Origin of the sequence: Pseudomonas sp. LAMO17WK12:I5 (assembly GCF_900215165.1) — a bacterium.
GTDB classification, from domain to species: domain Bacteria; phylum Pseudomonadota; class Gammaproteobacteria; order Pseudomonadales; family Pseudomonadaceae; genus Aquipseudomonas; species Aquipseudomonas putida_A.
In genome coordinates, this window is the sequence record NZ_OBDS01000002.1 from 387,752 (window position 1) to 413,356 (window position 25,605).

At 59.7% G+C, this 25,605-nt stretch carries 29 protein-coding genes and 1 tRNA gene; 14 read left to right on the forward strand and 16 right to left on the reverse strand.

Annotation, left to right across the window (positions count from 1 at the left end):
- Positions 1-13 precede the first annotated feature (13 nt).
- The 8 genes from CRO59_RS04605 to CRO59_RS04640 all read left to right on the forward strand — a co-directional run bounded on the left by CRO59_RS04605 (position 14) and on the right by CRO59_RS04640 (position 5,841).
- Positions 14-925 carry a LysR substrate-binding domain-containing protein gene (locus CRO59_RS04605; RefSeq protein ID WP_177408944.1) on the forward strand — a complete coding sequence of 304 codons (912 nt, stop codon included), beginning with the start codon at positions 14-16 and terminating at the stop codon, positions 923-925.
- Positions 926-947: 22 nt separating this feature from the next.
- Entirely contained in the window at positions 948-1,682 is a 735-nt protein-coding gene (locus CRO59_RS04610) for a hypothetical protein (RefSeq protein ID WP_097086638.1), read from the forward strand.
- 37 nt (positions 1,683-1,719) lie between these two features.
- Complete coding sequence (locus CRO59_RS04615) at positions 1,720-2,436, forward strand: hypothetical protein (protein WP_097086640.1); 717 nt, start codon at positions 1,720-1,722, stop codon at positions 2,434-2,436.
- Between the two features lie 4 nt (positions 2,437-2,440).
- A complete protein-coding gene (gene fos, locus CRO59_RS04620; RefSeq protein WP_027614435.1) occupies positions 2,441-2,857 on the forward strand; it encodes a fosfomycin resistance glutathione transferase in 417 nt (138 codons plus the stop codon).
- Positions 2,858-2,917: 60 nt separating this feature from the next.
- Complete coding sequence (locus CRO59_RS04625; RefSeq protein ID WP_097086642.1) at positions 2,918-3,556, forward strand: LysE family translocator; 639 nt, start codon at positions 2,918-2,920, stop codon at positions 3,554-3,556.
- A gap of 79 nt (positions 3,557-3,635) precedes the next feature.
- Positions 3,636-4,985, forward strand: coding sequence for a bifunctional diguanylate cyclase/phosphodiesterase (locus CRO59_RS04630; RefSeq protein WP_097086644.1), 1,350 nt, complete (start codon positions 3,636-3,638; stop codon positions 4,983-4,985).
- Positions 4,986-5,103: 118 nt separating this feature from the next.
- On the forward strand, positions 5,104-5,262 hold the full coding sequence (locus tag CRO59_RS04635; protein ID WP_003222499.1) for a KGG domain-containing protein: 159 nt from the start codon (positions 5,104-5,106) through the stop codon (positions 5,260-5,262).
- Positions 5,263-5,337: 75 nt separating this feature from the next.
- On the forward strand, positions 5,338-5,841 hold the full coding sequence (locus CRO59_RS04640) for a DUF4142 domain-containing protein (protein WP_027614439.1): 504 nt from the start codon (positions 5,338-5,340) through the stop codon (positions 5,839-5,841).
- A 99-nt stretch (positions 5,842-5,940) separates the two neighbouring features.
- Here the strand turns inward: CRO59_RS04640 and CRO59_RS04645 are convergent, their stop codons facing one another.
- Positions 5,941-6,351 (reverse strand): low affinity iron permease family protein, encoded by a 411-nt coding sequence (locus CRO59_RS04645; protein WP_047598058.1) that lies wholly within the window; start codon positions 6,349-6,351, stop codon positions 5,941-5,943.
- 187 nt (positions 6,352-6,538) lie between these two features.
- Between CRO59_RS04645 and tam the strand changes: the two genes are divergently transcribed.
- The gene (gene tam / locus CRO59_RS04650) at positions 6,539-7,309 is read left to right on the forward strand and encodes a trans-aconitate 2-methyltransferase (RefSeq protein WP_097086646.1); all 771 of its coding nucleotides are present in this window, start codon (positions 6,539-6,541) and stop codon (positions 7,307-7,309) included.
- 62 nt (positions 7,310-7,371) lie between these two features.
- Here tam and CRO59_RS04655 read toward each other — a convergent pair whose 3' ends face one another.
- The 7 genes from CRO59_RS04655 to CRO59_RS04685 form a co-directional block, all read right to left on the reverse strand.
- Positions 7,372-8,100, reverse strand: a complete 729-nt coding sequence (locus tag CRO59_RS04655) for a class I SAM-dependent methyltransferase (protein WP_097086649.1) — start codon at positions 8,098-8,100, stop codon at positions 7,372-7,374.
- A gap of 229 nt (positions 8,101-8,329) precedes the next feature.
- The gene (locus CRO59_RS04660; protein ID WP_097086651.1) at positions 8,330-9,589 is read right to left on the reverse strand and encodes a type II toxin-antitoxin system HipA family toxin; all 1,260 of its coding nucleotides are present in this window, start codon (positions 9,587-9,589) and stop codon (positions 8,330-8,332) included.
- Positions 9,582-9,899 (reverse strand): helix-turn-helix domain-containing protein, encoded by a 318-nt coding sequence (locus tag CRO59_RS04665; protein WP_097086653.1) that lies wholly within the window; start codon positions 9,897-9,899, stop codon positions 9,582-9,584. Before CRO59_RS04665 ends, CRO59_RS04660 begins: the two co-directional genes overlap by 8 nt.
- Before the next feature lie 286 nt (positions 9,900-10,185).
- Positions 10,186-10,259 (reverse strand) — tRNA-Gly (locus CRO59_RS04670).
- A gap of 159 nt (positions 10,260-10,418) precedes the next feature.
- On the reverse strand, positions 10,419-11,303 hold the full coding sequence (locus CRO59_RS04675) for an alpha/beta fold hydrolase (protein WP_097086655.1): 885 nt from the start codon (positions 11,301-11,303) through the stop codon (positions 10,419-10,421).
- Positions 11,304-11,619: 316 nt separating this feature from the next.
- A complete protein-coding gene (locus tag CRO59_RS04680; protein ID WP_097086657.1) occupies positions 11,620-12,312 on the reverse strand; it encodes a pseudouridine synthase in 693 nt (230 codons plus the stop codon).
- A 33-nt stretch (positions 12,313-12,345) separates the two neighbouring features.
- On the reverse strand, positions 12,346-12,576 hold the full coding sequence (locus tag CRO59_RS04685; protein ID WP_097086659.1) for a cysteine-rich CWC family protein: 231 nt from the start codon (positions 12,574-12,576) through the stop codon (positions 12,346-12,348).
- 373 nt (positions 12,577-12,949) lie between these two features.
- Here CRO59_RS04685 and CRO59_RS04690 point away from each other — a divergent pair, with 373 nt between their 5' ends.
- Both CRO59_RS04690 and CRO59_RS04695 read left to right on the forward strand, forming a co-directional pair.
- Positions 12,950-13,213 (forward strand): hypothetical protein, encoded by a 264-nt coding sequence (locus CRO59_RS04690; protein ID WP_097086661.1) that lies wholly within the window; start codon positions 12,950-12,952, stop codon positions 13,211-13,213.
- Positions 13,214-13,392: 179 nt separating this feature from the next.
- Positions 13,393-13,791 (forward strand): hypothetical protein, encoded by a 399-nt coding sequence (locus CRO59_RS04695; RefSeq protein WP_007963255.1) that lies wholly within the window; start codon positions 13,393-13,395, stop codon positions 13,789-13,791.
- A 66-nt stretch (positions 13,792-13,857) separates the two neighbouring features.
- Here the strand turns inward: CRO59_RS04695 and CRO59_RS04700 are convergent, their stop codons facing one another.
- Entirely contained in the window at positions 13,858-14,970 is a 1,113-nt protein-coding gene (locus CRO59_RS04700) for an enoyl-CoA hydratase/isomerase family protein (RefSeq protein WP_097086662.1), read from the reverse strand.
- A gap of 132 nt (positions 14,971-15,102) precedes the next feature.
- On the opposite strand from CRO59_RS04700, the gene ung reads away from it, so the two are divergent.
- The gene (gene ung / locus CRO59_RS04705) at positions 15,103-15,795 is read left to right on the forward strand and encodes a uracil-DNA glycosylase (RefSeq protein ID WP_097086750.1); all 693 of its coding nucleotides are present in this window, start codon (positions 15,103-15,105) and stop codon (positions 15,793-15,795) included.
- A gap of 127 nt (positions 15,796-15,922) precedes the next feature.
- Here ung and CRO59_RS04710 read toward each other — a convergent pair whose 3' ends face one another.
- From CRO59_RS04710 to CRO59_RS04730, 5 genes are read right to left on the reverse strand one after another with little or no spacing between them, the layout of a single operon-like run.
- Positions 15,923-16,957, reverse strand: coding sequence for an AbrB family transcriptional regulator (locus CRO59_RS04710; RefSeq protein ID WP_027614451.1), 1,035 nt, complete (start codon positions 16,955-16,957; stop codon positions 15,923-15,925).
- Positions 16,950-18,464 carry a tripartite tricarboxylate transporter permease gene (locus CRO59_RS04715; protein ID WP_027614452.1) on the reverse strand — a complete coding sequence of 505 codons (1,515 nt, stop codon included), beginning with the start codon at positions 18,462-18,464 and terminating at the stop codon, positions 16,950-16,952. The genes CRO59_RS04710 and CRO59_RS04715 overlap by 8 nt, the downstream gene beginning before the upstream one ends.
- Before the next feature lies 1 nt (position 18,465).
- Positions 18,466-18,924, reverse strand: coding sequence for a tripartite tricarboxylate transporter TctB family protein (locus CRO59_RS04720; RefSeq protein ID WP_027614453.1), 459 nt, complete (start codon positions 18,922-18,924; stop codon positions 18,466-18,468).
- Positions 18,925-18,982: 58 nt separating this feature from the next.
- Positions 18,983-19,960 (reverse strand): tripartite tricarboxylate transporter substrate binding protein, encoded by a 978-nt coding sequence (locus CRO59_RS04725; protein ID WP_027614454.1) that lies wholly within the window; start codon positions 19,958-19,960, stop codon positions 18,983-18,985.
- A 39-nt stretch (positions 19,961-19,999) separates the two neighbouring features.
- Positions 20,000-21,292 carry an OprD family porin gene (locus tag CRO59_RS04730; RefSeq protein ID WP_097086665.1) on the reverse strand — a complete coding sequence of 431 codons (1,293 nt, stop codon included), beginning with the start codon at positions 21,290-21,292 and terminating at the stop codon, positions 20,000-20,002.
- A gap of 236 nt (positions 21,293-21,528) precedes the next feature.
- On the opposite strand from CRO59_RS04730, the gene CRO59_RS04735 reads away from it, so the two are divergent.
- On the forward strand, positions 21,529-22,200 hold the full coding sequence (locus CRO59_RS04735; RefSeq protein WP_003222545.1) for a response regulator: 672 nt from the start codon (positions 21,529-21,531) through the stop codon (positions 22,198-22,200).
- Complete coding sequence (locus CRO59_RS04740) at positions 22,193-23,578, forward strand: sensor histidine kinase (RefSeq protein WP_027614456.1); 1,386 nt, start codon at positions 22,193-22,195, stop codon at positions 23,576-23,578. The genes CRO59_RS04735 and CRO59_RS04740 overlap by 8 nt, the downstream gene beginning before the upstream one ends.
- A 117-nt stretch (positions 23,579-23,695) precedes the next feature.
- Here the strand turns inward: CRO59_RS04740 and CRO59_RS04745 are convergent, their stop codons facing one another.
- Positions 23,696-24,517, reverse strand: coding sequence for an HDOD domain-containing protein (locus CRO59_RS04745; RefSeq protein WP_097086666.1), 822 nt, complete (start codon positions 24,515-24,517; stop codon positions 23,696-23,698).
- 35 nt (positions 24,518-24,552) lie between these two features.
- Positions 24,553-25,494, reverse strand: a complete 942-nt coding sequence (locus CRO59_RS04750; RefSeq protein ID WP_097086668.1) for a folate-binding protein YgfZ — start codon at positions 25,492-25,494, stop codon at positions 24,553-24,555.
- Between the last annotated feature and the right edge of the window lie 111 nt (positions 25,495-25,605).

Sequence of the window (25,605 nt, forward strand, 5' to 3'; positions counted from 1 at the left end):
TGTCATCCAGAACATGCACGAGATGAATGATCTACGCCGTATTGATTTGAACCTGCTGGTGGTCCTCGATGCCTTGCTCAGCGAGCAACACGTCACTCGCGCTGCCGAGCGGCTGCACCTGAGTCAACCGGCGGTCAGTCATGCGCTGGCGCGGCTGCGTGACTTGCTCGGCGATCCGCTGCTGGTGCGCGCCGGTTCGACGCTGGTGCCTACGGCGCGGGCGCTGGAACTGGTCGCACCGCTCGCCGAAGCATTGTCCCAGGTGCAATCGCTGCTGGCGCCCAATGCTTTCGATTCGGCCACTGCGCGGCGAACCTTTCGTGTGGCGATGTCCGACTACGGCGCGGCCATCATCCTGCCCGGGCTGATCCGCATCTTGCGCCGCGAGGCGCCGGGCATCGACCTGCAGATCAGCCATGCGAGCCGCGAGGGCATGCTGGAGGGTGTGCTCAACGGTGACATCGACGTAGCCGCCGGGGTGTTTCCGGAAATGCCCAACGAGTTGCGCAGCACGCTGCTGTTCGAAGAGCGCTACGTCTGCCTGCTGGATCGCCGCAGCTTGCCGGCCGACGGCGTACTGGATTTGCCGACCTACCTGTCGCGCCCGCATGTTCTGCTGGAAATGCGCGGCAGCGGCACCCCGGAAATCGAGCGGGCGCTGACCTCATTGCGCGAACGCCGCCGCGTCGCCATCAGCCTGCCGCACTGGAACGTCGCGCCGCAGTTGATCAGCGGTACCGATCTGATTCTCACGGTGTCGTCACGCAGCGTGCGCGAGATTGATCAGCAGGAGCTGATTGTGCTGCCGCCACCGTTCGAGATTGCGCCGTTCACGTTTGTGCTGGCGTGGCATAAGCGCCGGGGTGGGGGTCAGGCGTTGAACTGGTTGAATCGCCGGATTGAGGAGGGGATAGTGCGCGGCTGAAAACGTTATCAAGGAGTGGGATGTGACAGTGAAGTCTGGATGGATCGGGTGGGTGGCCCTGAGTGGGTGGTTGATGGCGGGGCAGGTGTTGGCTGGTTGCGTGCCAACACCGATGGCAGAAGATCTGGATCTTTCTGTCTGCAAGGAGTGGCCTGCATATCCAGGATTAACCATCAACGCCACTGCACAGTTTAAGCGCGGATCCCCATCTGATGACCCAGAAGCGCTGAGTACCTACGATTTCGACTTGTCCGTTCTGGACACCGCTCAATCGAAACCCATTGCGACTTATTACAAAGCGGCTGCATTTGTATTGGATGGCGTCAGTTTGCGAGAAATAACGCTCGATACGGCTCGCTACGCACTGACTGCCGAACTTCGTGCCTTTGGCGTACGTGCGTTATCCACTAACGGATCCCGAATCAATCCGATGGAAGAAAACCTGCTTTCGCTCTACGTGAAAGAGGGCGAAAAATTGCGCCCGGTATTGGATAAATTAGTGGTTTATCGGTATGGCGGCGAGTGGGATGGTGACTGCGAAGGCGAGCGATATGAGATTTCAAGAACGGTAGAAATCGCTAAAACGAGCTCTCACGGCTATGCAGATCTGATTGTCAAAACCTTGGAGAAAGACACAACAAGTGTGGGGACGGGAGACGCATGTAAAACTGAAACCACTGACAACAAACCCGTTTTGACAACATTGCACTACGACGGAAAATCCTACGTTTTGCCAAACGGTTTCCAAGGCCTGTAACTCGCCAGCCCAACACGACACTTATCAAGGAAGAACCATGCTTAACCCCACCAGACTCCTGATCGCCCTCGGTTTGCTGGCCATCACCACCCAAGCCCACGCCGCCTGCACCACCAAGAGTTTCGACGGCAAATCCATGTCACGCTGCAACGTCTGGCCGGCGTTCCCGAGTCAGGCGATTTCGGTCAAGTCCACCTATCTTGCCGATTCCGGTGGCGACGATGCCGGGGCGTTCGATCTGGAGTTGGCGCTGCTCAATGCGAGCAACGCCAAACCCATCGCCACCTACCGTAAACCGGGCGCCTACAACTCCGATGCCGTGCAGTTGGACGATGTGCGCATTGATACGGCGCGCTACCGACTGACGCCGGATATCCGCGCTTTTGGGTTGCGAGCGAAATTTGCGCACAGTTCCCAGGCCATGCCCTACGAGAAAACCGATCTGGCGCTGTATGTGCGCGAGGGTGACGAGTTACGTCCGGTGCTTGAAGGCCTGGTGGTCTTCAAGGACAACGGTGAGTTCGTGAATGACTGCGAGGGCTACAGCAAAAAAATCCGCCGGACCCTCGAGATCGCTCCAACGAGCCACAATGGTTTCGCCGATCTGATCGTCACCACCACCGGCAGCAAAATGAAAAACACCAAGTCCGGCAATCAGTGCGTTTCGACAAACACCGACCTGAAGAAAAAACAGATCACCCTGACGTACGATGGCCAGCAGTACAACATCCCTGAAGACCTCAGAGGTTACTGACCCCATGCTTACCGGCCTCAACCACCTGACCCTCGCCGTCAGTGATTTGCCCCGCAGCCTGGCGTTCTATCGCGATGTATTGGGTCTGCGCGTCGAAGCCTCGTGGGACGCCGGTGCCTATCTGTCGCTGCCGGGGCTGTGGTTGTGTCTGTCGCTGGATGCGCAGCGCACCACCGAGCCGTCCGTCGACTACACCCATTACGCGTTCAGCCTCGCCGAGGCAGATTTTCCGTTGTTTGTGCAGACGCTAAAAGCGGCGAATGTGAAGGAATGGCGCGACAACCGCAGCGAAGGTGCGTCGTTCTACTTTCTTGACCCTGATGGCCACAAGCTTGAGGTTCACGTCGGTGATCTGGCTTCGCGACTGGCAGCCTGTCGGTTGAAACCGTACACGGGCATGCGTTTTTACGACGCGTCGTGATCAGACACATTGGGCTGATATAGACTGGCCATCATTTGTACTGGCGCCAGCAGGTTTTCCATGACTCCATCGCTGCTAATGGCCGTTCTGGCCTCGGGTTTCATATACGGCATCACGCCCGGGCCGGGTGTTCTGGCGGTGTTCGGCATCGGTGCGGCGCATGGGCGACGGGCCGGGGCCGGGTTTCTTTGTGGGCATTTGCTTGGCGATGTGGTCTGGTGCAGCACCGCGCTGATCGCCATCGTCGGTGCCCGCGAGATCGGCAGCACCGCATTCGATGTGCTGGGTGTGCTCAGCGGCTTGTACCTGTTCTGGCTTGGCTGGCGCGCAGTGCGAGCCCAGCGGCGCAGCGCTGATCAGCCACAGGGCGCGGCGCGTCAGCCGTTCTGGCACGGCATCCTGTTCGGCCTGACCAATCCCAAGGCGTATCCGGTGGCGGTGGCGACGTTTACGGCGCTGCTGTCGAGCCGCGCCGAACTGCTCAACTGGTCGATGCTGCCGGGGCTGATCGCCCTGAGCTTTCTCGGCGGATTGCTGGCTTACGCTATCTTGATCGGCGTTGTCGGCGCCCGACGGGTGCGCACGCTGTATCAGCGCCACGAGCTGATGATCACGCGTTTGTGTGGCGTGATGTTCATCGGTTTTGCGATCAACGCACTGATGCACGCACTACCGGGATTGCTGCCGAACAAGGCTTGAATTTGTGTGCAGGGATGCGTGAACAAAGGGTCAGGGATGGTTGAACAGTGCTGCATTGTCCGGACACCCACGCTGAACCATGGAAAGCCGAAATTCCGCGCCGTTGGCGAGTTATATGGACCTGTTGCTCGATGCCGTCTGCGCGGTGGACAGGCAGGGCCGTTTCGTTTTTGTCAGTGCTGCCTGCGAGCGTATTTTTGGTTATACGCCTGACGAGTTGATCGGTCGGTCGATGATCGAGCTGGTGCATCCCGCAGATCGCCAGCGCACGCTCGCCGCCGCCCACGACATCATGGGCGGCGAACCCAAGCACAATTTCGAAAACCGTTACGTGCGCAAGGATGGCCGCATCGTCAACATCCTCTGGTCGGCGCGCTGGTCGGAGGTCGATCAACTGCGCATCGCCGTGGCCCGCGACATCACCGAGCGCAAGCAGGCGGAATCGCGTCAGGCTGCGCTGTACGCGATTTCCGAGGCGGCGCATGTCGCCGAAGACTTGCTGGCGCTGTTCAAACGCATCCACCTGATCATCGGCGAATGGCTGCCGGCGCTGAATTTCTCCGTGGCGCTGTACGACGAGCACTGTGCGCAGCTGAATTTTCCCTATCACGTCGACGATCTCGAATTGCAGCCCGAGCAACCTGGCACCGTTACCGGGCGTTTGTGTGCGGAGGTCATCCGCAGCGGTCAGCCGATTCTGCTGACGCCGGACAGCCCCGACGCCTCGCCCGACTTCGCCGCGCTGGTGGCGGGGCAGGACTCACCGTGCTGGCTCGGTGTGCCGCTGAATTCGAAGAACGGCACCATCGGTGCGCTGATTGTCAAAAGCCTGCCGGGCGGCGAGCGTTACACCGAGCAGGACAAGGAACTGCTGCAATACGTCTGCGCCCAGGTCGCCACCGCCATCGAGCGCCAGCAGTTGCACGCGCGGCTCAAGCGCATGGCGCAATACGATCAACTGACCCAGTTGCCCAATCGCGGGTTGCTCAAAGACCGCCTCAAGGCTGCGCTGGCCGCTGCCCGTGATACCTCGGGAAACATGGCGCTGCTGTACGTCGATCTGGATCGCTTCAAACAGGTCAACGACACCTTTGGCCATGCGGTCGGCGACATGCTGCTGCAAACGGTGGCGAGTCGGCTCAAGGGCTGCGTACGCGACACCGATACCGTCGCGCGCATCGGTGGCGACGAATTCGTGGTGCTGTTGCACAGCGTTCACGCCGCTGAAGACGCCGACATCGTGGCCGGAAAAATCCGCCAGGTGCTGGTGCAGCCGATGCGCCTGGACGGTCACAACCTGTACATCGAACCGAGCATCGGCGTGGCCCGTTATCCCGAACATGGCAGTGAGGAGCAACAATTGTTCCGGCATGCCGACCAAGCGATGTACGCCGCCAAACGCCTCAATCATCGGGCGGTGGATAGCTGAAACAGTGCGCGCCGTTCGTCGCGGCGCGGGCAACTTTTCTAAACCTTTGGCAGTCCGGCAATTCTCAATCTAGGCGGGCATCTGCTCGCCAACGATCAACACCAAGAGGAAGAGAATCATGCCTAATTCAAGAAACTCGAACTCGGGAAACTTCGCCAACGATCGAACCAAGGCGTCTGAAGCCGGTCGCAAAGGTGGGAAAACCACCACCACGACAGTCGACAAAGAGCCTGCGAAAACCGAAATGGGCCGCAAGCCAGCTCAGAAGTCGAAGTAGTCGGTGAGGTAGTTTTGATTGAGAGGCGGGGGCGCAAGCCCCCGCTTGAATTTGCAGAGATAGGAGGGCGCGACCATGAGCCGGATGGCCACCCAGATACGTCGTTTCAGTTTTGCCACGCTGTTGGGTTTGTTCGCGGGCACAGCATTCGCCCAGTCGCCTGCCGACTTCATCAACGATGCGTCCGCCAAAGGCATGGCCGACATTGAAGCCAGCCGGCTGGCGCACCAGAAATCCGAATCCAAAGAGGTCAAGGATTACACCATTGTCGTGATCAATGACCGCACCACGGCCAACCAGCATCTGGCGAAGATCGCGAAGAAACTCGATCTGCCGGTCGCTCCCCGTGAAGAAATTGCCGACAAGGCCAAGACCATGATCCCTCAGGTCAAGGACGGTGAAACCTTCGACCAGGCCTACGCCGCGAGCCAAGTGAAAGCGACCGAAGAGGCCATCCAGCAGATCCAGCAGGAAGCGCAGTCGACCGACGTGCCGGAAATCAAGGCATTTGCCGACGAGACGCTGCCAAAACTGCAAAGCCATCTGGAAATGGCCCGAGCGCTGCAAGCCAGTCGCTGATACCAACTGCCAAGCAAAAGATCGCAGCCTGCGGCAGCTCCTACACCGTTCAATGTAGGAGCTGCCGCAGGCTGCGATCTTTTGCTTTTTTAACTCTACTTAGCAGTCATTCAAATCCTGCTTCGGCTTGCTCTTCTCCCCCAGCCCCTCAAGATTGAACACCTCGCTTTCCCCCAGGCTACGGTAATGCTTGCGCAGCGCCTCGAGTTGTTTGAGATCCAGCGATTCCAGCCCGAGCATTGCGTTCTGCGCTTCCTTGTTCACCCGCAATAACTCATCGAGCTTCAGATGCAGGATGTCGGTATCACGGTTCTGCGTATTCTGGATCAGGAATACCATCAGAAAAGTGATGATCGTGGTCGAGGTGTTGATGATCAGTTGCCAGGTGTCATTGAAATCAAAAATCGGCCCACTCAACCCCCACAGAAAAATCAGGATCAACGCGCCCATGAAGGTTTTCGGGCTGCCGGCCCAGAGGGCCAGGGTCTGGGAGATTTTCGCGAATTTCATTGCCGTGTTCCTTATTGGGAGAACTTGAAATTCAGACATCCGGGGCGCGATGAAAATTCTACTTACAAATGACGTCTGCCAATAATTGTGAGGGTGAAGACATCCCTTGCAATAAGCCTGTCTGGAACTGCGCGCAGCGCTGCCTGTATTGTGACGAACCGCAGGAATGTCCCGACAGGAGAACGCAATGAGTTGGTCCGCCAGACAATACGTCGCTTTCGAAGATGAACGCACTCGCCCGGCCCGTGATCTGCTGGCGGCGATTCCCACGGTTCAGGCGCGATCGGTGGTCGATATCGGTTGCGGTCCGGGTAACTCCACCGAGCTGCTGGTGCAGCGTTTTGAGCAGGCGCAGGTCCGGGGCCTGGACAGCTCGGCGGACATGATTGACGCGGCGCTCAAGCGGCTGCCGCAGTTGCAGTTCGAGGTCGCAGAAATCGATAGTTGGGGGGATCAAGGCCCGTTCGATGTGATCTTCGCCAATGCAGTGCTGCAATGGGTGCCGGATCACGCGACATTGCTGTCGGCGTTGGCGGCTAAACTTTCGGACGGTGGCAGTCTGGCGATCCAGATGCCGGACAACCTCAACGAACCTTCCCATCGACTGATGCGCGAAGTTGCCGCCAACGGCCCGTGGGCCGCGAAACTGGCAGGCGCCGCCGGACAGCGCACAGACATGGCGAGTGCCAGCGATTACTTCTCGATGTTGCGTCTGCACTGTTCGCGGGTCGATGTGTGGCGCACCACCTATCACCATCAGTTGTCCGGTGGAGCGGCGGGGGTGGTGGAGTGGTTCAAGGGCAGTGGCTTGATTCCGTTTCTGAGCCCGCTGACTGAAGAGGAGCGGGCGCAGTATCTGCAGCAGTATCTGGCGGCGGTTGCCGAGGCGTATCCGGCGTTGCCGGATGGTTCGGTGCTGTTGCCGTTTCCACGGCTATTTATCGTCGCGACTCGGTAACGGCAAACACCCATTCTGTGGCGAGGGAGCAAGCTCCCTCGCCACAATGCATATGCCGCGAATTAGCGCTGCACCGCCACCAACAACATCATCGGCCGCTCCCGCTCTTCAGCCAGCGCTGGTTGCGCGGCCACCTCCGCATCGCTCGGCCCCCATTCGTTGACATGGCGAACGGCAAAGCCCGCTGTGATCAACGAATTCAACAGCGTGCCCATCGTGCGGTGCTGCTTGATCACCCCGTCGGCCAGCCAGTGGGTCACTCGCTCGCCTTCCATCTGATAACTGTCCAGCGGCCAGCGCTTGCGACCGTCGCTGTCGACCAGCCAGCCTGGATTGCGCGGGGCCATGAAGATCGGGTGCTCGATGGAGAACACAAAATGCGAACCCGGTTTCAGCGCCGCGTACAGATGGGCGAACAGTCCGGCCAGATCCTTGATGTAGTGCAGCGCCAGCGAACTGTAGGCCAGATCGAAACTGCAGGCCGGCAAGTCGAGATGTTCGAGATCGGCGCGTTCATAGCGGATGTTCGCCGCCGCTGTGGTTTCGCGCGCGCGCTCCAGCATCTTTTCCGAGACATCCAGCCCCAGCACATGGGCGGCGCCATGTTCACTGGCCCAACGGCTGAACCAGCCATAGCCGCAGCCGAGGTCGACCACATTCAAGTCGTGCATCGATGGCAGCAACGCCTTGAGCGCCGGCCACTCCGGCGCGGCATCGAGGCCGCCGATTGAACGGTTCATTTGGCTGTAACCGTGAAAAAATTCGGGGTCGTCGTAAATGTTTTGCGTCATGGGAAAGTGCTCTTTTGAGTTCGGTCATCAGCGGCGCAGGGGCCGCGCCATGGAGTCCCTCGAAAGTCAAAACGCGTATTCGTCGATGGCCGCGCAGGGGGGAGGGTTGGTGGGTGAAGTGGAAATGCTAGCGGGTCGTGGGGATGGTGAGAACCGTGGTTTGTTGTGGATCTGTAATGTCGGAAAAATCTTCAGGGTTTCAAAAAGTGTGATTTGCAAGGATATGCAGTCATCGCAACAACTTGATGTTGTGATCAATTCGGCTTTGAATGGTACGCAGGGTTTCCTGAGTGATCACGCCAGGATAAAGATCATTTGCCACAGTCGAGAATTGGCTGGATACGTCGCAAAAGCGCTCAATTATAACTCCTGCCTCATAGGCACCAACCTCCGCCTCTTCTGCCAGTCCAAGCATGGCCTTTCGGTCGATTTCCAGCGCTTCGCCCATCACATCCATCTGGTGATACCCACCCGGCCCCTCGCAAAAGGTCACATCGTAAGCCGGGGCTAATTTCCAGTCGCCAGTTCGTGACATGGTGTAGGCAAAGTTTTTGGGGTGATCGTCTCGATTGTGGAACGCAACGTTGAATACAGCTCGCTCGAACGCTCGAGCTTTTTCTCGTACATCATTGGTGCATCTCTGCGTCGCGCGCAGGAAGTTGACGTAGTCCAATGCTCCAGGGGATCGAAAATCTGCTCCGGTGAAAGCTGCGAGACTTTGCATGGGGACGCGCAGCCCGTCCTGTCGATCAAAGCGTTTGCTGGCGAAGGCAGCCATTCCGTCTGACAGACTAAAGTATTGCGTGTCTGGTGTTTGAATGCCGCAGAGGCGCAAGCACTCGGCATAGACCATTTCGATAGCGCACACTTCGGGGTGTTCGTGCTGGGCCGGGAATTTCACCAGCCATGCTTCAAAATCCGGAGTGGCGGCAGTGGTGAACGTCCCGGTATCAGGATCGCGATAGACCAGAGCTTTTGGTCTGGCACCTTGCGGAGATCCTCCCACCAGCAACAACTTCTGAAGAAGCTCACCCCCTTCACCTTTGAGCACTTGCTGCACTTCGGCTGCAAGCAATTCAATGGGAACATGCATCTGCGGTTCTAGTACGTCAGGCGCCACAGGCTTGAACGACATGGATCCCATGGCATTGTTGCCAATGTAGGCCAGTCGTTCCAAGGGGCCGATGCGTGCGGGATTCAGGCCGCGACGTTTGAATAGACGATCCATCAGCAGCATGCCCCAACCGTCGGGCAGCGAGTCATAGACGGGGCCTGGTAATCCCAACTGATGTTGCGGGAAATCCCGGCTTAATTTTGCGCCTTGTAAAGGAAGTTTCAGGGACGAAAGTTCGAGTCCTCTTTTTTTCGCTTCGTCGCTGTACTCAAACACCACCAGCGGCCGACCGGTCAGAGCTGTGGTGGAAGCCAGCGTGCCCCACTGCCAATGTTCACCCCAGCCTTCGTAGTAGACGTCCACTCGCTCAAGCATTTTCGGATTTCCTTTTGATGCGTTGACGCTTGGCGCTGTTTTCGTAGCGCAGGATGTCGTCCAGAGTTTCAAGCTTTGGCAGGAACAGATTTTCGAGTTCCTTGCTGCGTCCAAGTACCATGGCGACGCGCACCAGATTTTCGAAACCCACATTACGCCCGGCTTCCAGATTGGACACCGTGTTGGTTCCGATGCCGGCACGTGCAGCCACATCCGCTTGTGTCATTTCCAGAGCGAGCCGGTCATTGCGCAGGCGTTCGCAGATCCGCTTGACGATCTCATTCGGTTTGCTAAGGATTAAATCCAACATAATGGGTTTTACACCTCAAAAACTACTTTAAAGCTGGTAATTCTGGATTAGTGAGAGGATCGGTATCAATACATTATTCCTGAGTATTGTGGCTTATCTCTCAGAAATCGCAATAAAACACAGAGAAGTGGAGTTATGCATATTCGATTAAGGGGGGCTTCCTGTGAGGAGGATTACTCCTTGCATTGCTTTTTCTCAAATCGCAGACACAAAAAAACCGGCCCTGTAGGCCGGTTTTTTCTGTTCCTGCATCTCCCGTCGTAACACGACGTGAGACCTGAATGAGTGGAGCGGGTAGAGGGAATCGAACCCTCAACTAAAGCTTGGGAAGCTTTCGTTTTGCCACTAAACTATACCCGCTCAGAGCGGCTGACTTTGTACCAGAGTCGGGCGCGGATTTGAAGTTTTTCTTTTGCCCGCAGCGCGTTACAGCATTGAAAACGGTCATTCGCGGGCAAATCTGCAGGACAATCAATGCTGGTCTTTCAGCCCCACAGACTCGCTCGCGACGACGCTTTTTCAAATGGCCAATGCATGGTGATCCTGAACGAACGCGTAACGCGTTCGGCTCGACTGCGGTGAGGGTTTCAGGAAACCGAGCAGGGCGTTCTGGCTATCGCGGCACGCAGCCTTGTGTTCCATGTCGAGGAAGTGGCCGGTGGCCTGCAGCGTGGTGAAGGTGCTGTGCGCCACATGGTTGCCGAATATCCGGGCGTCTTCGGCGGCGGTGTATTCATCCCATTCGCCGTTGAGAAACAGCACCGGCACGTTGATCTTTTTCGCCGCATTCAAATAGCACTGGCGATCGCTGTGCAGCACGTCACTGATGTGGAAGTGCATCTGCCCGTATTCGTGTTCGGCCAGGCTGCTGACGTGGCGATAGTTGAAGCGCTTGAACAGTGACGGCAGGTGTTTGCCGATAGTGCTGTTGACCAGGTGCCCGACGCGGTCGCCATCGCGCTGGCCGAGGTAATCGACACCGCGCTCCAGGTAATCAAGCATGTGTGCGTTGATTACCGGCGAGAACGAGCTGATCACGGCTTTCTCGATACGCCGCGGCTGATGGGCCAGGGCAACCAGGGTGGCTGTGCCGCCCCAGGAAAACGACAGCACGTGTTCGGCGCCGAAGTGGTCGATCAGCTCCAGCAGGTTCTGCCCTTCGACTTCCTTGGTCAGATGTTTCTCGTGACGGTTGTGGATTTTCGACCGGCCCGCGTAGGGCTGGTCGTAGCAAACCACGTTGAATTGCGGGTGCAGGTTTTTCACAGTCTGTGCAAACGACGCAGTCGTGGCCATCGAGCCGTTGACCAGGATGATGGTCTTTTCTGCGGCGTCTGCGCGATAGAACTCCGTGTAAACCCGATACTGACCCTGTATATCCAGCACAGCGATTTCTGGCCTCATGTCATAAGACTCCTGGCAAGCAAGCGGGTATGCGCGCAAATAGAGATTGCACGAGCTTTGTGACAGGTAGGCATACGCCTGGAATTTGCTTGGCCCATGTCGATCCATGACTGCGGTCGACGGGTGTTGTTATTGGCGGGCAGTCTGCCGGCTGAGGCGCAACCCAAGGGGCTGACGACCGGCAAAAAGTTTCTTGGAAGTATGTGGTGACTCATCGGTCACAATTTGGCCGACGTCCTGATTCAAGCAGTGGGATGGGGATCGCGCAAGTGCCGTTGGTAAATTGTTCGACAACTTCTGCTGAGCGGTCGCCGGCTTAGAACAAATGGATCTCTTCGGTGCGCAAAGCGCGGTACTCGCCCGGTTTTAGAGCGTTATCCAGCGACAGCGGGCCCATGGATTCGCGGTGCAGGCGCAACACTTTGTTGTTGAAGTGACCAAACATGCGCTTCACCTGATGGTAGCGACCCTCGACGATGCTCAGACGCGCCGCTCTTGGGCCGAGCACTTCGAGTTGCGCCGGTTGCGTGGTCAGGTTTTCAAAGGCGAAGTAGATGCCATCGGCAAACGTCAGCGCGTATTGCGGCCCGATCTCCTGTTCGGTCTCGACGTAATAGACCTTCGGCAGTTTGGTCTGCGGTTGGGTCAGGCGTCGCGACCAGCTGCCATCGTTGGTGATCAGCATCAGCCCGGTGGTGTTGAAGTCGAGGCGACCGGCGATGTGCAGGTCGTCTTTGTCCGGTTCATCGATCAGATCAAGCACGGTCGGGTGCTGCGGATCGCGAGTGGCACTGACGCACCCCGGCGGCTTGTGCAGCATGAAGTAGCGTGCCGGTTTGCCGAGTTGCAGGACTTCTTCGTCGACTTCGACGCGGCTGAATTCCAGCACTTCGCTGTGCGGGTCGCTGACGACTTTTCCGTCGATCCGCACGCGCTTTTCCACCAGCAACAGGCGAACCTGCTGACGGTTGTAGCGGGGCAGGTTGCTGAGGAAACGGTCGACGCGCATGGTCAGGAATCGGCGGATAAAGGGGCGCGTATCTTACGGGATCGGTCGCACCGCTGCTTGCAGTTGCGCTTCGACCTGAGCGCAGCGCGGGCATAGGCAGGATTGATTGCGCAGTTCGGCCGGCAGGGCTTCGAGCACTGAGGGGTCGATGCTCACGCCAAAGCACCAGCAGGCCTGGTCGGCAGTGCGCGGGTCGGCCAGGGTGCAGTCGTTGCGCGCGCCACAGGCTGGGCAGAGGTCGGGTTTGATGTCGGAATCAGGCATAGGACGAGTAAGGCATTTCCACGCAATTGCGGTTACGACCAGTTTGTCTGGCCTGCTACATCGCATGATCGGCCCGAGACAGCAGGGTATGCAAGGTGTCATCAGCATGTACGGTGGTGGCACCGATGTATTCCTGGACATTACGCAGGCTAACTGTGGGAGCGAGCCTGCTCGCGAAAGCGGTGGGTCGGCCAACGTAAATGTCGTCTGACACTCCTTCTTCGCGAGCAGGCTCGCTACCACAGGGGGGCAGTGTGACTGACACCGCTGATCTGAAGCTTTTCCGCGCCCGGCACTTGCCCCAGACATGACAGTCAAAAACTGTGTCGGCTGCGCTGTCCTGCTGCGGCCGTGGGTCTTTCAGGAGGCCGTCATGGGTATTTCAAAACTGTTAAGTCGAGTGCTGCTGGGAGCGGTGCTCGGTTCAGGCCTGTCCGGGTGTTACTACTATGCCGGTCCCTACGATGCTTATCCTGCCACGTCTTATTATCCCGGCTACTACTCGCCCTATTACTACGGCGGATATTACGGACCGCGTTACTACGGCGGTGCTCATTATTACTACGGCGGCTACGGCTATCGCGGCGGTTACGGACGCGGTTATCACGGCGGCGGCTATCACGGTGGGCACCACTGATCAGCGGCTGAATGACAGTGTTTTCCAAATGAACAGGATTTCATCAATCACATGTTTCAACTTGTTACGGAAGCGCACCAGATTCGGAAAACGCTGTCAGATGTTTCGTCAGTCACCGAATAAACGACTGATGCCTGCCAGCGTCGCTGGTGTGGCTACCCGCGGTCCAGGAGGCCGCCATGTATCGACGAATTCTTCTACTTGCTGCGATGATGTTTTCCGTTGCCGGTTGCGCTCCCTACTCCTACGCAGACAGTTATTACAGCTCGGAGGTCTACACCTCACCCGCTCCGGCTTACTACAACACTGGCGGCACCTATTACAGCGGTGGCAGCACCTATTACTCGGCCCCGCGCTACTATCAGGCGGCCCCGCGTTACTACCAACCGGCTCCGCGTTACTACTCGGCGCCACGCTACTACCAACCAGCGCCGCGCTACTACGAGAGCCGCCGCTGGCACGACAACGATCGCGGGCGCTGGGACGGGCACCGCGGTGGTGGTTGGGATCGTGACCGTGGCGGCCGTGATCATCACGGTAACCGCGGTGACCACGGCGGGCGAGGCGGTCGCTGGTAATCATCCGCAAACAAAAAAGCGGCGCATTGAGCGCCGCTTTTTTTGTGCCTGCGATTTACCGGGCGTTCAGTATTGCGTCAGATCCGCCAACGGATGCCGACCTTCCCAGACCTTGTGAAAATGCGCCTCGACCACCGCATCCGGAACATTGCTGATATCCGGCCAATGCCAGTGCGGCTTCTGATCCTTGTCGATCAATCGCGCCCGCACCCCTTCGCTGAATTCCGGGTGCCTGCAGCAGTTGAGGCTCAGGGTGTATTCCATCTGAAACACTTCAGCCAGCGACAGATAGCGGGCGCGGAGGATCTGTTCCCAGACCAGATGCGCGGTCAGCGGCGAGCCTTCGCTCAGGGTTTTCGCGGCGCGGGCGATCAGCGGGTCGCTGCTGTCGCGTTGCAGGCTGATGGCTTTCCAGGCACAGGTGACGTCGCTGACGTCGAGCAGTTCGTCGATCCGCTGACGGCGGGGTAACCACTGCGCCTCGGGCATCTGCCCGACGGCTTCCTGTTGCAGGGCCTTGAACAGACTGTTGAGCTGCATGTCGGTCTGTTCCTGCCAGTTGAGTTGCAGCAGGCCTTCGATCAGCTGCGGTTGCTGCTCTTCAAGCAGGAAACGGTCGGCCAGATCCAGATCGATCGCATCGCGGCCATTCATATGTGCACCCGTCAGACCGAGGAACAAGCCGAGCTTGCCCGGCAACCGTGACAAAAACCAACTGGCCCCGACGTCCGGATACAGACCGATGGTGATCTCCGGCATCGCCAGGCGACTGCTCGGCGTGACGATCCGCGTGCTGGCGCCTTGCAACAGGCCCATGCCGCCGCCGAGCACGTAACCGTGGCCCCAGCAGATCAGCGGTTTGGGGTAGGTGTGCAGGCTGTAGTCCAGGCGATATTCGGCGGCGAAAAACTGCGCGGCCAGTGGTGGGACTTCACCGGGATGGGTCCGGCAGGCCTCCACCAGGCTGCGCACTTCGCCGCCGGCGCAGAACGCTTTGGCGCCGTTGCCGCGCAATAGCACGCAGACGATTTGTGGATCTTTGGCCCAGGCGTTCAGTTTGTCGCTCAGGGCGTTGATCATCGGCAAGGACAGCGCGTTGAGCGACTTTTCAGCATCCAGGCTGGCGATCCCGAGACGGGCGCCGTCGGTGCCGGTGAGTTCTTCGAAGTGCAGATTCATCGTGACCTCGATCGGGAAATTGAGCGTTCAGTATGATCGTTGTGTGGGAAAGTGCCGGATCTGTGTCAGATCAATTGACAAGCGTGGTCGGCTTTCCTAGGGTTCGCCCCATTGTTTTTGCCGGGTATGACCATGACTGCTGACGACCGTATCAAACTCGAACCGAGCTGGAAGGAGGCACTGCGTGCTGAGTTCGACCAGCCATACATGGCAGAGTTGCGCAATTTTCTGCAGCAGGAGCGGGCTGCCGGCAAGGAAATCTACCCGCCGGGCCCGCTGATTTTCAACGCGCTGAATTCGACGCCGCTGGATAAAGTCAAAGTGGTGATCCTCGGCCAGGACCCGTATCACGGCCCGGGCCAGGCCCATGGCTTGTGCTTTTCGGTGCAACCCGGCGTGCCGGCGCCGCCGTCGCTGGTCAATATCTACAAAGAGTTGAAGCGCGACTTGAACATCGACATTCCCAACCACGGCTACCTGCAGAGCTGGGCCGATCAGGGCGTGTTGATGCTCAACACCACCATGACTGTCGAGCGCGCCAATGCCAACGCGCACAAGGACAAGGGCTGGCAGTTCTTCACCGACCGGATCATTGAGGTGGTCAGCGAACGCCAGCCGCATCTGGTGTTCATGCTGTGGGGTGCGCACGCGCAGAGTAAGCAGAAGCTGATCGATGCGACCAAGCATTTGGTGCTGACGTCGGTGCATCCATCGCCGTTGTCGGCTTATCGTGGCTTCCTCGGCTGCGGGCATTTCAGTCGGACCAACAAGTTTCTCGAGCAGAATGGCGAAGCGCCAATTGAGTGGCGTCTGCCGCCGATTTGATGGGTTGAATGGGCGGGCCCCTTCGCGAGCAGGCTCGCTCCCACAGGTTCCTGTGGTTGCCACAGATTGTGTGAACACCTCAAAACCCTGTGGGAGCGAGCCTGCTCGCGAAAAGGGCGGCGCGGTATTACTCGGGATTACGGTTCCAGTATTTGAACAACGGCTCCGCCAGAAACAGTACAAACAGCAGCCGCATCACCTGCATCGCCGTCACCAGCGGCACCGACAGTTGCAGGGTCTCCGCCGTCAGACTCATCTCGGCAATCCCACCGGGCATCATGCCCAACGTCAGCGAACGCAGATCCAGATGGGTCAGCGCACTCAAGCCCAGCGCGGCCAATGTGGCGATCAACATGGTCAGCGCCGTGCCGATCAGCGTACGCCCCATGAATGACGGCGCGCGGCGGAAGAACTGTCGATTGAAGTGACAGCCCAGCCCGCTGCCGATCAGCCACTGACCGATCTGGCTGCCGCCGTCCGGCAGGCCGATGTGCAAATCCCAGGCAATGCTCACCGTGGCACTGACCAGCAACGGCCCGAACAGCCACGGATTGGGTTGACGCAAACGCTGCCAGAGCCAGGCGAGCAGGGCGCCCGTGGGAAACAGAATCGCCAGCCAGCGCCAATCGACGTTGCCGGCGTGGGAAATCGGTGTGCCGTCGCCCAGCAGATACTTGAACGCGGCCGGCACGCACAGCACCACCACCAGCACCCGCAGACTCTGCCCCGCCGCGACATGGCTGAGCAGCGCGCCATTGCGCGCGCCGAGGTTGACCATCTCCCCGGAACCGCCGGGCATGCTCGAGAAAAATGCCGTGGCGCGATCTTCGCCGGTACGCCGCATCAACCACACGCCGACCACCGCCGACAGGCTGGTGACCAGCGCGCCGAAGAAAATCAAACCGAAATGACTCAGTACCTGCTCCATCACCAGCGGCGTGAAGTGCAGGCCGATGCCGATGCCGACGATCCATTGGCCGCATTTGCGCCCGCCGGGGATCTCGGTCAATTGCCAGGGTGTCAGGCAGCGCACCAGGATAATCGCCAGCAGCGAGCCGACCATCCACGGCAGTGGCCAGCCGATCTGGCTGGCGATAAAACCGCCAAGCAGACCGACCAGCGGGGTCGCCCACCAGCTTCGGAGGGAGGAGCGATCAGACATCGGCGATGGCGCGTTGCGCCGCCGAGCGTTTGCGCCAGATGCGCAGCAGCGGCATCAGCAACATGATCGCGGTCAGGATCCACACGCCGAAAGTGATCGGGCTCGACCAGAGGATTTCCAGCGCACCGTTGGAGATCGACAGTGCACGACGCAGGTTCTGTTCCATCAGCCCACCGAGGATGAACCCGAGCAGCACGGGCGACAGCGGGAAATCCAGCTTGCGCAGGATGTAGCCGAAGATGCCGATGCCGACCATCAGGAACAGGTCGAAAGTGGTCGCATGCACGGCGTAGACGCCGATCCCGGTGATGATCGCGATCACCGGCACCAGTGCCCAGTTCGGCACGGCGAGGATGCGGGTGAAGATGCGGATCATCGGGATGTTGAGGATCACCAGCATGATGTTGGCGATGAACAACGACGCGATCAGGCCCCAGACGATGTCCGGTTGCTGTTGGAACAGCAGCGGCCCCGGGGTGATGTTGTACAGCGACAACGCGCCGATCATCACGGCGGTGGTGCCCGAACCGGGTACGCCGAGGGTCAGCATCGGCACCAGCGCGCCACACGCCGAAGCACCGATTGCGGTCTCCGGAGCAGCGAGGCCACGGGCGTCACCCTGACCGAATTTGCCGCCGGCACCGGCGATGCGTTTTTCGGTCATGTAGGCCACGGCACTGGCGAGCGTTGCGCCGGCACCCGGCAACACGCCCATGATGAAACCCAGCAGGCCGCAACGGATGTTCACCACGAACACCGACGCCGCTTCCTTGAAGTTGAACATCATGCGTCCGGTGGCTTTCACCGCTTCCTGGCCACGATGGGTTTTTTCCAGCAGCAGGAGGATTTCACTGACCGAGAACAGACCCAGTACCAGCACCACGAACTGGATGCCGTCGGTCAGGTGAATGTTGTCGCCAGTGAAACGGTACACACCGCTGTTGGCGTCGATGCCCACGGTCGACAGAAACAGCCCGATCAGCGCCGCAATAAAAGTCTTCAGCGGTCGATCACCGGCCATGCCGCCAAGGCAGACAATCGCGAACACCATCAACACGAAGTATTCCGCCGGACCGAAGGCAATCGCCCATTTCGCCAGCAGCGGGGCGAACAGCACCATGCCGCAGGTGGCGATGAACGCACCGATGAACGAACTCCATGCCGACAACGACAGCGCGACACCGGCCAGACCCTGACGCGCCATCGGATAGCCGTCGAGGGTGGTCATCACGGTGGAGGCTTCGCCCGGAATGTTCAGCAGGATCGAGCTGATCCGCCCGCCGTATTCGCAACCCAGATACACCGCCGCCAGCAGAATCAATGCCGACTCCGGCGGCAGGCCGAGGGCGAAGGCGATCGGGATCAGCAGGGCCACGCCATTGATCGGACCCAGGCCCGGCAACAGCCCGACCACGGTGCCGATCAGCGTGCCGGTCAAGGCCGTGACCAGGTTGTACGGGCTCAGCGCGACGCCGAAGCCCTGACCCAAATAACCGAGAGTATCCATATCAGTTCTCCAGAACGTCGAGCAGGCCCAAAGGCAGCGGAACGTCCATCAGACGGTCGAACAGCAGGTACAGACCGATGGCCATCAATGTCGTGACCACAATGCTTGGCAACCAGCGACCGCCATACAGGCGCGCCATCGGGATGCCGATCAGGATGCTGCTGAGGATGAAGCCCAGCGGTTCGAACAGGCCGGCGAAGACCAGCAGCAACAGCACGCAGATGCCGATCTTGGTCAGGGTTTCGCGATCCAGCGGCGGCTCGTCTTCGCTGTGTTTGATCGGTGCCGGGCGGAACACCATGTACAGCAGCGCCACGCCCATCAGGCCGAGCATCAGCAGAGGAAAGGCGCGTGGGCCGACCGGTTCATAAGAAAAAGCCGCTTGATACGGCCACGCCATCAGCGCCAGGCCGACGCAGGCCAGCAACAGCACCGAGGCGAAAATGCGTTGTAAGAGCATGGGAAACTCCTGTGCCGAGGCCTCGATGCGCGAGGCCGCAGCCGCTAGACAGAGACGATCACTGAATCAGGCCGAACTCTTTGGCCAGCACTTTGTAGTCCGCGACCTGCTTCTTCACGTAGGTGTCCAGCTCCGGGCCGGTCATAGCGAACGGAAACAGTTCACGCTGATCGCGCAGCTTGGCGAACTCATCGGAGGCCAGCAGTTTGTCGAAGGCGTCTTTCCACCAGGCGTAGTCTTCGTCGCTGACTTTTGGCCCAAGGTAGAAACCACGCACCACCGGCCAGACGATGTCGTAGCCCTGCTCGCGCGCGGTCGGGATGTCTTTCATTTCCGGTTCGTCGATGCGTTTATCGGCGAACACCGCGAGCAGCCGCATGTCACCGCTCTGGATATGCGGCATGGAGTCGGAGATGTCGGTACTACCCACCTGGATGTGACCGCCGAGCAGTGCAGTAGCGATTTCGCCGCCGCCTTCGAGGGCGACGTAACGCAGGTCACGCGGGTTGATCCCGGCAGCCTTGGCGATCAGTGCGGTCTGCATCCAGTCCTGGCTGCCGACGGTGCCGCCGGAACCGATCACCACGGAGCTCGGATCTTTCTTCAGGGCTTTGACCAGATCGTCGAGGGTCTTGTAAGGCGAATCGCTTTTCACCGCGATGGCACCGTAACTGGTGCCGACGGCGGCCAGCCAGCGCACATTGGTTTCATCGAAACGACCAAACTTGCCTTGCGCCAGATTCAGCAGCGAACCGCTGGACCACGCCACCAGCGTGCCGGCGTCGGCCGGGCGCTGGGCGACGACCGCGTTGTACGCCACCGCGCCGACACCGCCGGGCATGTAGGTCACGCGCATCGGTTTGGTCAGCAGTTTTTCGTTGACCAGCGCGCTCTGCGCCAGTTTGCAGGTCAGGTCGAAACCACCGCCGGGGGAGGCCGGGGCGATGCATTCCGGACGTTTCGGTTCGGCCATCAGTTGGCCGGCGAACAACATGACGCCAGCGGCCAGAGCAACTTTACGCAGTGATAAGTTCATCTATGTCTCCTTGGGAGTTGTTGTTATGGACGTACTGAATTACCAAAGGGCAACGCTATAGCTCACCAGCAGACGCACTTCATCGGCATCGCGAGCGGAGTAGTTGGAACGGTAGGTGGCATTACGCAGGCGTACGGCAACGTCCTTCAGGGCGCCGCTTTGTACTACATATTTGATCTCGGTGTTGCGCTCCCACTCTTTGCCTTCTTCGCCATTCTTGAGCTTGATGTTGTCACCGCTCAGGTAACGGCTCATGAACGACAGGCCAGGGATGCCGAGGCGGGCGAAGTCGAAATCGTAACGCGCCTGCCAGGAGCGTTCTTCGGCGCCGGCAAAGTCGTTGATCTGCACGAAGTTGACCAGGTACGGGTCGCTGCCATCGACATACGGGAACGCGCTGTCGCCGGACATGTGCTGATAACCGGCGCTGAACTTGTGGCCGCTCAGGGCATAGCTGACCAGACCGTTGAGCGAGCGGTTGTCGATCTCGCCACCACGGGCCGCGCCCTGATCGTCACTGACGGCAAAGCGCAGGTCGGTGGCGAAGGTGCCCGGGCCCATCGGCCGCGAGGCGACCAGACCGAAGAAGTGCTGGTTATAGACTTCGTCGAGTTGGGCGAAATGGTAACTGCCGGTGATCTTGTCGGTGAACTTGTAGTCCACGCCGGCGAAATCGAAATGCTTGCCGGCCACGGTGCCCGCGAAGCGGCTGTTCTTGTTGTTAAGGGCGATGTCCTCGAAATCGGTGCTGTCGCGATCCTTGGCTTTCTCTAGGCGCCCGCCGGTGAAGGTCAGGTTCTTGATCTCTTTGGAGGTCAGCAAACCACCTTCAAACGTCTGCGGCAGGATGCGCCCGTCATTCGGTTTGAGAATCGGCAGTTCGGGAATCAGGCTGCCGATTTTCAGTTCGGTGGCGGAGATTTTCACTTTGCCGGTCAGGCCGACTTTCGAGTATTCGTTGGCGGCGCGCCCGTCATCGTGGGTCGGCAGCAGGCCGGTGCCGGTACGATCCGGACTCGAATCAAGTTTGACCCCGAGCATGCCCAGCGCATCGACACCGAAGCCCACGGTGCCGTCGGTGTAACCCGATTGCAGGTTGAGCATGAAACCCTGCGCCCATTCATCACGCTTGCTTTGCTGGGCACTGGTGCCGTCGCGAAAGTCGCGGTTGAAGTACATGTTGCGGGTTTCGAAGGTGGCGGAACTGTCTTTGATGAAGTCGGCGTAGCTCAGCGGCGAAAAACCGGCGAGGGCAGCGGTGCTGGCGAGGGTGGCGTGGCGCAAACGAGAAGGACGAACAGGCGTAGAAGCCTTGGTCTGCAAGGACGGCATGCGGGTGTACTCCGTTTATTGTTCTTATTGGTCGAAAACGCTTCGAGGCGTTTTTCGTATCGCTGTGTGGCAGCAGCGACGGCAGTCGAAACTGCCCGTGACCGGACTCTAACGGGCTAACCTTTCACTAACCTTTCAGCTGGATTTCGCGGGTTTCGGGCTTCACAGCGGCGGTTGCGGCTGTAAACTCCGCGGCAAAGAGTGGCGTCGGCCATCCCTGAATGAGGTAGAGATCCATGCGTGTTCTGCTCGTCGAAGACCATTTGCAACTGGCCGAAAGCGTCGCCCAGGCGCTCAAGAGCACCGGTCTGACCGTGGACGTGTTGCACGATGGCGTGGCCGCCGACCTTGCGCTGGGCAGCGAGGAATACGCGATGGCGATCCTCGATGTCGGCCTGCCGCGCATGGACGGTTTCGAGGTGCTGGCACGCCTGCGCGCACGCGGCAAAAACCTGCCGGTGTTGATGCTGACGGCGCGCAGCGATGTGAAGGACCGCGTGCACGGCTTGAATCTGGGTGCTGACGATTACCTGGCCAAACCGTTCGAACTGACCGAGCTCGAAGCACGGGTCAAAGCGCTGTTGCGGCGCAGTGTGCTCGGCGGCGAGCGCCAACAGCGCTGTGGCGTGCTGGCCTACGATCTCGACACCCGGCGCTTCAGCCTCGGCGAAGAACTGCTGACTCTGACCTCTCGCGAACAAGCCGTGCTCGAAGCGTTGATCGCCCGCCCGGGACGAGTGATGAGCAAGGAGCAACTGGCGGCACAGGTGTTCGGTCTCGACGAGGAGGCCAGCCCCGACGCCATCGAAATCTACGTGCATCGCCTGCGCAAGAAACTCGACGGCCAACCGGTGGCGATCGTGACCTTCCGTGGCCTCGGTTACCTGCTGGAAAGTCGCGATGCATAAGCCCAGCAGCCTGCGCTGGCGGTTGCTGTGGAACCTCGCGTTGTTGCTGGTGGTGTTGATGCTCGCCAGTGGTCTGAGCGCGTACTGGAACGGGCGCGAAGCTGCCGACACGGCTTATGACCGAACCCTGTTGGCCTCGGCGCGAACCATTGCCGCCGGCCTGTCGCAGCGCGACGGCACGCTCAGCGCCGACGTGCCCTACGTGGCGCTGGACACCTTCGCTTACGACAGCGCCGGGCGGATTTACTACCAGGTCAACGACATCCATCAGAAGCTGATTTCCGGCTATGAAAACCTGCCCGGACCACCACCCGGTACGCCGAGAACCGACGATTATCCAGCGCTCGCGCGCTTCTATAACGCGACCTATCGCGGGCAGAACGTGCGCGTGGTCAGCCTGCTCAAAGCGGTCACCGAACCGAACATGAACGGTATGGCGGAAATCCGTGTCGCCGAAACCGATGAGGCGCGAGTCAGCATGGCCCGCAGTCTGGCGGCCGATACGCTGCTGCGTCTGGGCATGCTCGCGATCGGCGCCTTGTTGCTGGTGTGGTTTGCGGTGAGTGCCGCGCTGCGCCCGCTGGAGCGTTTGCGCACGGCGGTGGAGGAGCGTCAGCCCGATGATTTGCGGCCGCTGCCGCTGGTGGAAGTGCAACATGAATTGTGGCCGCTGGTGCGCGCGCTCAATCACTTCACCGAACGCTTGCGCGGGCAGTTCGAGCGGCAGGCGCAGTTCATCGCCGATGCCGCCCACGAACTGCGCACGCCACTGGCGGCGTTGAAGGCGCGGCTGGAACTTGGGCTGCGTTCGACTGAAGCGGAAACCTGGCGCACAACCCTGGAATCCTCTGCGCAAAGCACTGATCGCCTGACCCATCTGGCCAATCAACTGCTGTCGCTGGCGCGGGTGGAAAACGGTGCCCGGGCGATTGCCGAGGGCGGCGCGCAACTGCTCGATCTGAGTCAGTTGGCCCGCGAGCTGGGCATGGCCATGGCGCCGTTGGCTCATGCGCGCGGGGTCGCGCTGGCTCTGGAGGCGGATGAGCCGGTGTGGCTGCGCGGTGAGCCGACGTTGCTCAATGAGCTGCTGAGCAATCTGGTGGACAACGCACTGGCGCATACGCCACCGGGCGGCAACGTGATTCTGCGGGTCGCGGCGCCGGCGGTGCTTGAGGTTGAAGATGACGGGCCGGGGATTCCGCTGGAAGAGCGTGATCGGGTGTTTGAACGCTTCTATCGGCGCAATCAGCAGGTCGCGGGTTCAGGGTTGGGGCTGGCGATTGTCGGAGAGATCTGCCGGGCGCATCTGGCGCAGATCACCTTGCACGATGGAGAGCAGGCCGGTTTGAAGGTCCGGGTGAGTTTTATTGCCGGATAAATGTGGTTTTGGTGCGGGCCTCTTCGCGAGCAAGCCCGCTCCCACAGGGAATCCACGCGGTACACAAATCCCCTGTGGGAGCGGGCTTGCTCGCGAAGGCCGCGCCGCGGTTCCGGATCAGTAAAACATCGTCCGCGATTCTTGCAGATCCGCGCACAACTCCTTGTTCTCCGGATCGATCCCAAGCTTCCTGAACGCCGGCACGCTGAGCGGGTCAATCCGCGCAATCGGATGATCGCTGTCCTTGTGACAATACAGACTCGCCACCTGCACCAGATCGACGTAATCGAGGTGCGCCGAGTCGCGTTTGAAATCCAGGTACAGCCCCGGCAACGCCACCAGTTGTTCGGGAAATTCCCAGACCCGCAACAGCTTGTCGCCCAGCAGCGGGTGAATGTGGTCGATCACATGGTTGAGGCTGACCGGGTCCGACAGCAGTTCGTAGTGATCTTCGGCGTATGTGAGGATCGGCAATACGCCGATCTGATGCACCAGTCCGCCCAACGCCGCCTGATCAGGTTTGAGTTGGGTGTGCCGACGGCACAGGGCGTAGCTGACGCCGGCGATCTCCAGGCTCTTGCGCCAGACTTCGCGCATCTTCTGTTCGACCACCTCGGAGCGGGCGTGGAAGATCTGTTCCATCACCAGGCCGATCGCCAGGTTGCTGCTGTAGTTCACCCCCAGTCGGGTGATCGCGGTGTGCAGGTCGGTGACTTCCTGGGTCGCGCGCAGCAACGGGCTGTTGACCACTTTGATCAGTCGCGCCGACAACGCCGTGTCGCGGCCAATCACTTTGCTCAGGTCGCTGACACTGATCTCCGGGTCTTCGGCGGCCTTGCGAATTTGCAGGGCCACTTCCGGTAACGTTGGCAGAACCAGGTCATCGTTATCGATGGCCTCAACCAAATCCTGTTGGACCTTATCCGCCAGCTCGCTCATGTAGATTCTCTAGGGTGTTGCAACAAAAGCTGCGATCAGCGCTGGATTTCGCGGTCGCGATCCAGTTCGTAGGGCAGGTCGAGCAAATGCAGGGCTGGCCCTTCGAGGTCGCCCAGGTGCAGATCACCCGCTTCGGCAGCTTCGGCCTGCAACACCGCCAACAGTTCAATCTTTTCTGCGGCGCGGGCGGCAATCACCACTTCGCCGATGGCGCTGCTGTGGCTTGGGGCGAACAGCGGGGTGCCCGGCTCTGGCAGTTCAGTCGCGTCAAGTTCTACGCGATAGAGGCGACGCTTGAGCTTGCCCAAGTACTGCATGCGCGCGACGATTTCCTGGCCGGTGTAGCAACCTTTCTTGAAACTCACGCCACCGACGGCCTGCAGGTTGAGCATCTGCGGGATGAACAACTCGCGGGTGGTCGGCATGACCTGACCGATACCGGCGCGAATCTGCCCCAGCAGCCATTGGTTCAATTTGCCTTCAGGCAGGGCGGTGGCCAACTTGGCTTTGATGGCATCGGCTTGATCGGCCGGTACCCAGAGTTCGGCGCGATCCGGCGAGACGCGAATCGCGATCAGGCTTGCGTTGCGCACCACGCTGTCGGTTTCGCCTGGCAGGTTCAGACCCAGGCTGGCCAACGCGGCGTCGCCGTGCTCCAGGCCAAAACGCACCCAGGCGGCGCTTTCGTCGGTCAATTTGGATTTGGAGAACACCGCGTACTTTTTTAGATCCGCCAGTTGCGGCTCCAGCAGTTCACTGGCCATTGCCAGCAGCACGCCGTCACCTTCGAGCAGAATGCGGAAGCTCGACTGCATCCGGCCTTTTTGCGTGCAGCGCGCGCCCAGGCTGGCCTGGCTGTCGCTGAGGTAATTGATGTTGCAGGTCAATTGGCCTTGCAGGAATTTGCCGGCATCCACGCCGCGAACCGCGAGTACGCCTTCATGAGACAGGGTGCAGAAAAAAGCAGAATCGGCCATGGGTCATCGCAGGGTAAAAAAGTCTGGGGCACATCATAAGGGCGCGTTGTTGAAATGGGTAGTTGATAAAGGATCGGTGGTGCCCGACCAAAGCCGACTGTGCGACCCGCG

Excerpts from the sequence above, each read along its gene's own strand:
- CRO59_RS04605 (WP_177408944.1), top strand. The coding sequence starts at position 14 with ATGCACGAGATGAATGATCTACGCCGTATTGATTTGAACCTGCTGGTG.
- CRO59_RS04615 (WP_097086640.1), top strand. The coding sequence starts at position 1,720 with ATGCTTAACCCCACCAGACTCCTGATCGCCCTCGGTTTGCTGGCCATC.
- fos (WP_027614435.1), top strand. The coding sequence starts at position 2,441 with ATGCTTACCGGCCTCAACCACCTGACCCTCGCCGTCAGTGATTTGCCC.
- CRO59_RS04625 (WP_097086642.1), top strand. The coding sequence starts at position 2,918 with ATGACTCCATCGCTGCTAATGGCCGTTCTGGCCTCGGGTTTCATATAC.
- CRO59_RS04630 (WP_097086644.1), top strand. The coding sequence starts at position 3,636 with ATGGAAAGCCGAAATTCCGCGCCGTTGGCGAGTTATATGGACCTGTTG.
- CRO59_RS04635 (WP_003222499.1), top strand. The coding sequence starts at position 5,104 with ATGCCTAATTCAAGAAACTCGAACTCGGGAAACTTCGCCAACGATCGA.
- CRO59_RS04640 (WP_027614439.1), top strand. The coding sequence starts at position 5,338 with ATGAGCCGGATGGCCACCCAGATACGTCGTTTCAGTTTTGCCACGCTG.
- CRO59_RS04645 (WP_047598058.1), bottom strand. The coding sequence starts at position 6,351 with ATGAAATTCGCGAAAATCTCCCAGACCCTGGCCCTCTGGGCCGGCAGC.
- tam (WP_097086646.1), top strand. The coding sequence starts at position 6,539 with ATGAGTTGGTCCGCCAGACAATACGTCGCTTTCGAAGATGAACGCACT.
- CRO59_RS04655 (WP_097086649.1), bottom strand. The coding sequence starts at position 8,100 with ATGACGCAAAACATTTACGACGACCCCGAATTTTTTCACGGTTACAGC.
- CRO59_RS04660 (WP_097086651.1), bottom strand. The coding sequence starts at position 9,589 with ATGCTTGAGCGAGTGGACGTCTACTACGAAGGCTGGGGTGAACATTGG.
- CRO59_RS04665 (WP_097086653.1), bottom strand. The coding sequence starts at position 9,899 with ATGTTGGATTTAATCCTTAGCAAACCGAATGAGATCGTCAAGCGGATC.
- CRO59_RS04675 (WP_097086655.1), bottom strand. The coding sequence starts at position 11,303 with ATGAGGCCAGAAATCGCTGTGCTGGATATACAGGGTCAGTATCGGGTT.
- CRO59_RS04680 (WP_097086657.1), bottom strand. The coding sequence starts at position 12,312 with ATGCGCGTCGACCGTTTCCTCAGCAACCTGCCCCGCTACAACCGTCAG.
- CRO59_RS04685 (WP_097086659.1), bottom strand. The coding sequence starts at position 12,576 with ATGCCTGATTCCGACATCAAACCCGACCTCTGCCCAGCCTGTGGCGCG.
- CRO59_RS04690 (WP_097086661.1), top strand. The coding sequence starts at position 12,950 with ATGGGTATTTCAAAACTGTTAAGTCGAGTGCTGCTGGGAGCGGTGCTC.
- CRO59_RS04695 (WP_007963255.1), top strand. The coding sequence starts at position 13,393 with ATGTATCGACGAATTCTTCTACTTGCTGCGATGATGTTTTCCGTTGCC.
- CRO59_RS04700 (WP_097086662.1), bottom strand. The coding sequence starts at position 14,970 with ATGAATCTGCACTTCGAAGAACTCACCGGCACCGACGGCGCCCGTCTC.
- ung (WP_097086750.1), top strand. The coding sequence starts at position 15,103 with ATGACTGCTGACGACCGTATCAAACTCGAACCGAGCTGGAAGGAGGCA.
- CRO59_RS04710 (WP_027614451.1), bottom strand. The coding sequence starts at position 16,957 with ATGTCTGATCGCTCCTCCCTCCGAAGCTGGTGGGCGACCCCGCTGGTC.
- CRO59_RS04715 (WP_027614452.1), bottom strand. The coding sequence starts at position 18,464 with ATGGATACTCTCGGTTATTTGGGTCAGGGCTTCGGCGTCGCGCTGAGC.
- CRO59_RS04720 (WP_027614453.1), bottom strand. The coding sequence starts at position 18,924 with ATGCTCTTACAACGCATTTTCGCCTCGGTGCTGTTGCTGGCCTGCGTC.
- CRO59_RS04725 (WP_027614454.1), bottom strand. The coding sequence starts at position 19,960 with ATGAACTTATCACTGCGTAAAGTTGCTCTGGCCGCTGGCGTCATGTTG.
- CRO59_RS04730 (WP_097086665.1), bottom strand. The coding sequence starts at position 21,292 with ATGCCGTCCTTGCAGACCAAGGCTTCTACGCCTGTTCGTCCTTCTCGT.
- CRO59_RS04735 (WP_003222545.1), top strand. The coding sequence starts at position 21,529 with ATGCGTGTTCTGCTCGTCGAAGACCATTTGCAACTGGCCGAAAGCGTC.
- CRO59_RS04740 (WP_027614456.1), top strand. The coding sequence starts at position 22,193 with ATGCATAAGCCCAGCAGCCTGCGCTGGCGGTTGCTGTGGAACCTCGCG.
- CRO59_RS04745 (WP_097086666.1), bottom strand. The coding sequence starts at position 24,517 with ATGAGCGAGCTGGCGGATAAGGTCCAACAGGATTTGGTTGAGGCCATC.
- CRO59_RS04750 (WP_097086668.1), bottom strand. The coding sequence starts at position 25,494 with ATGGCCGATTCTGCTTTTTTCTGCACCCTGTCTCATGAAGGCGTACTC.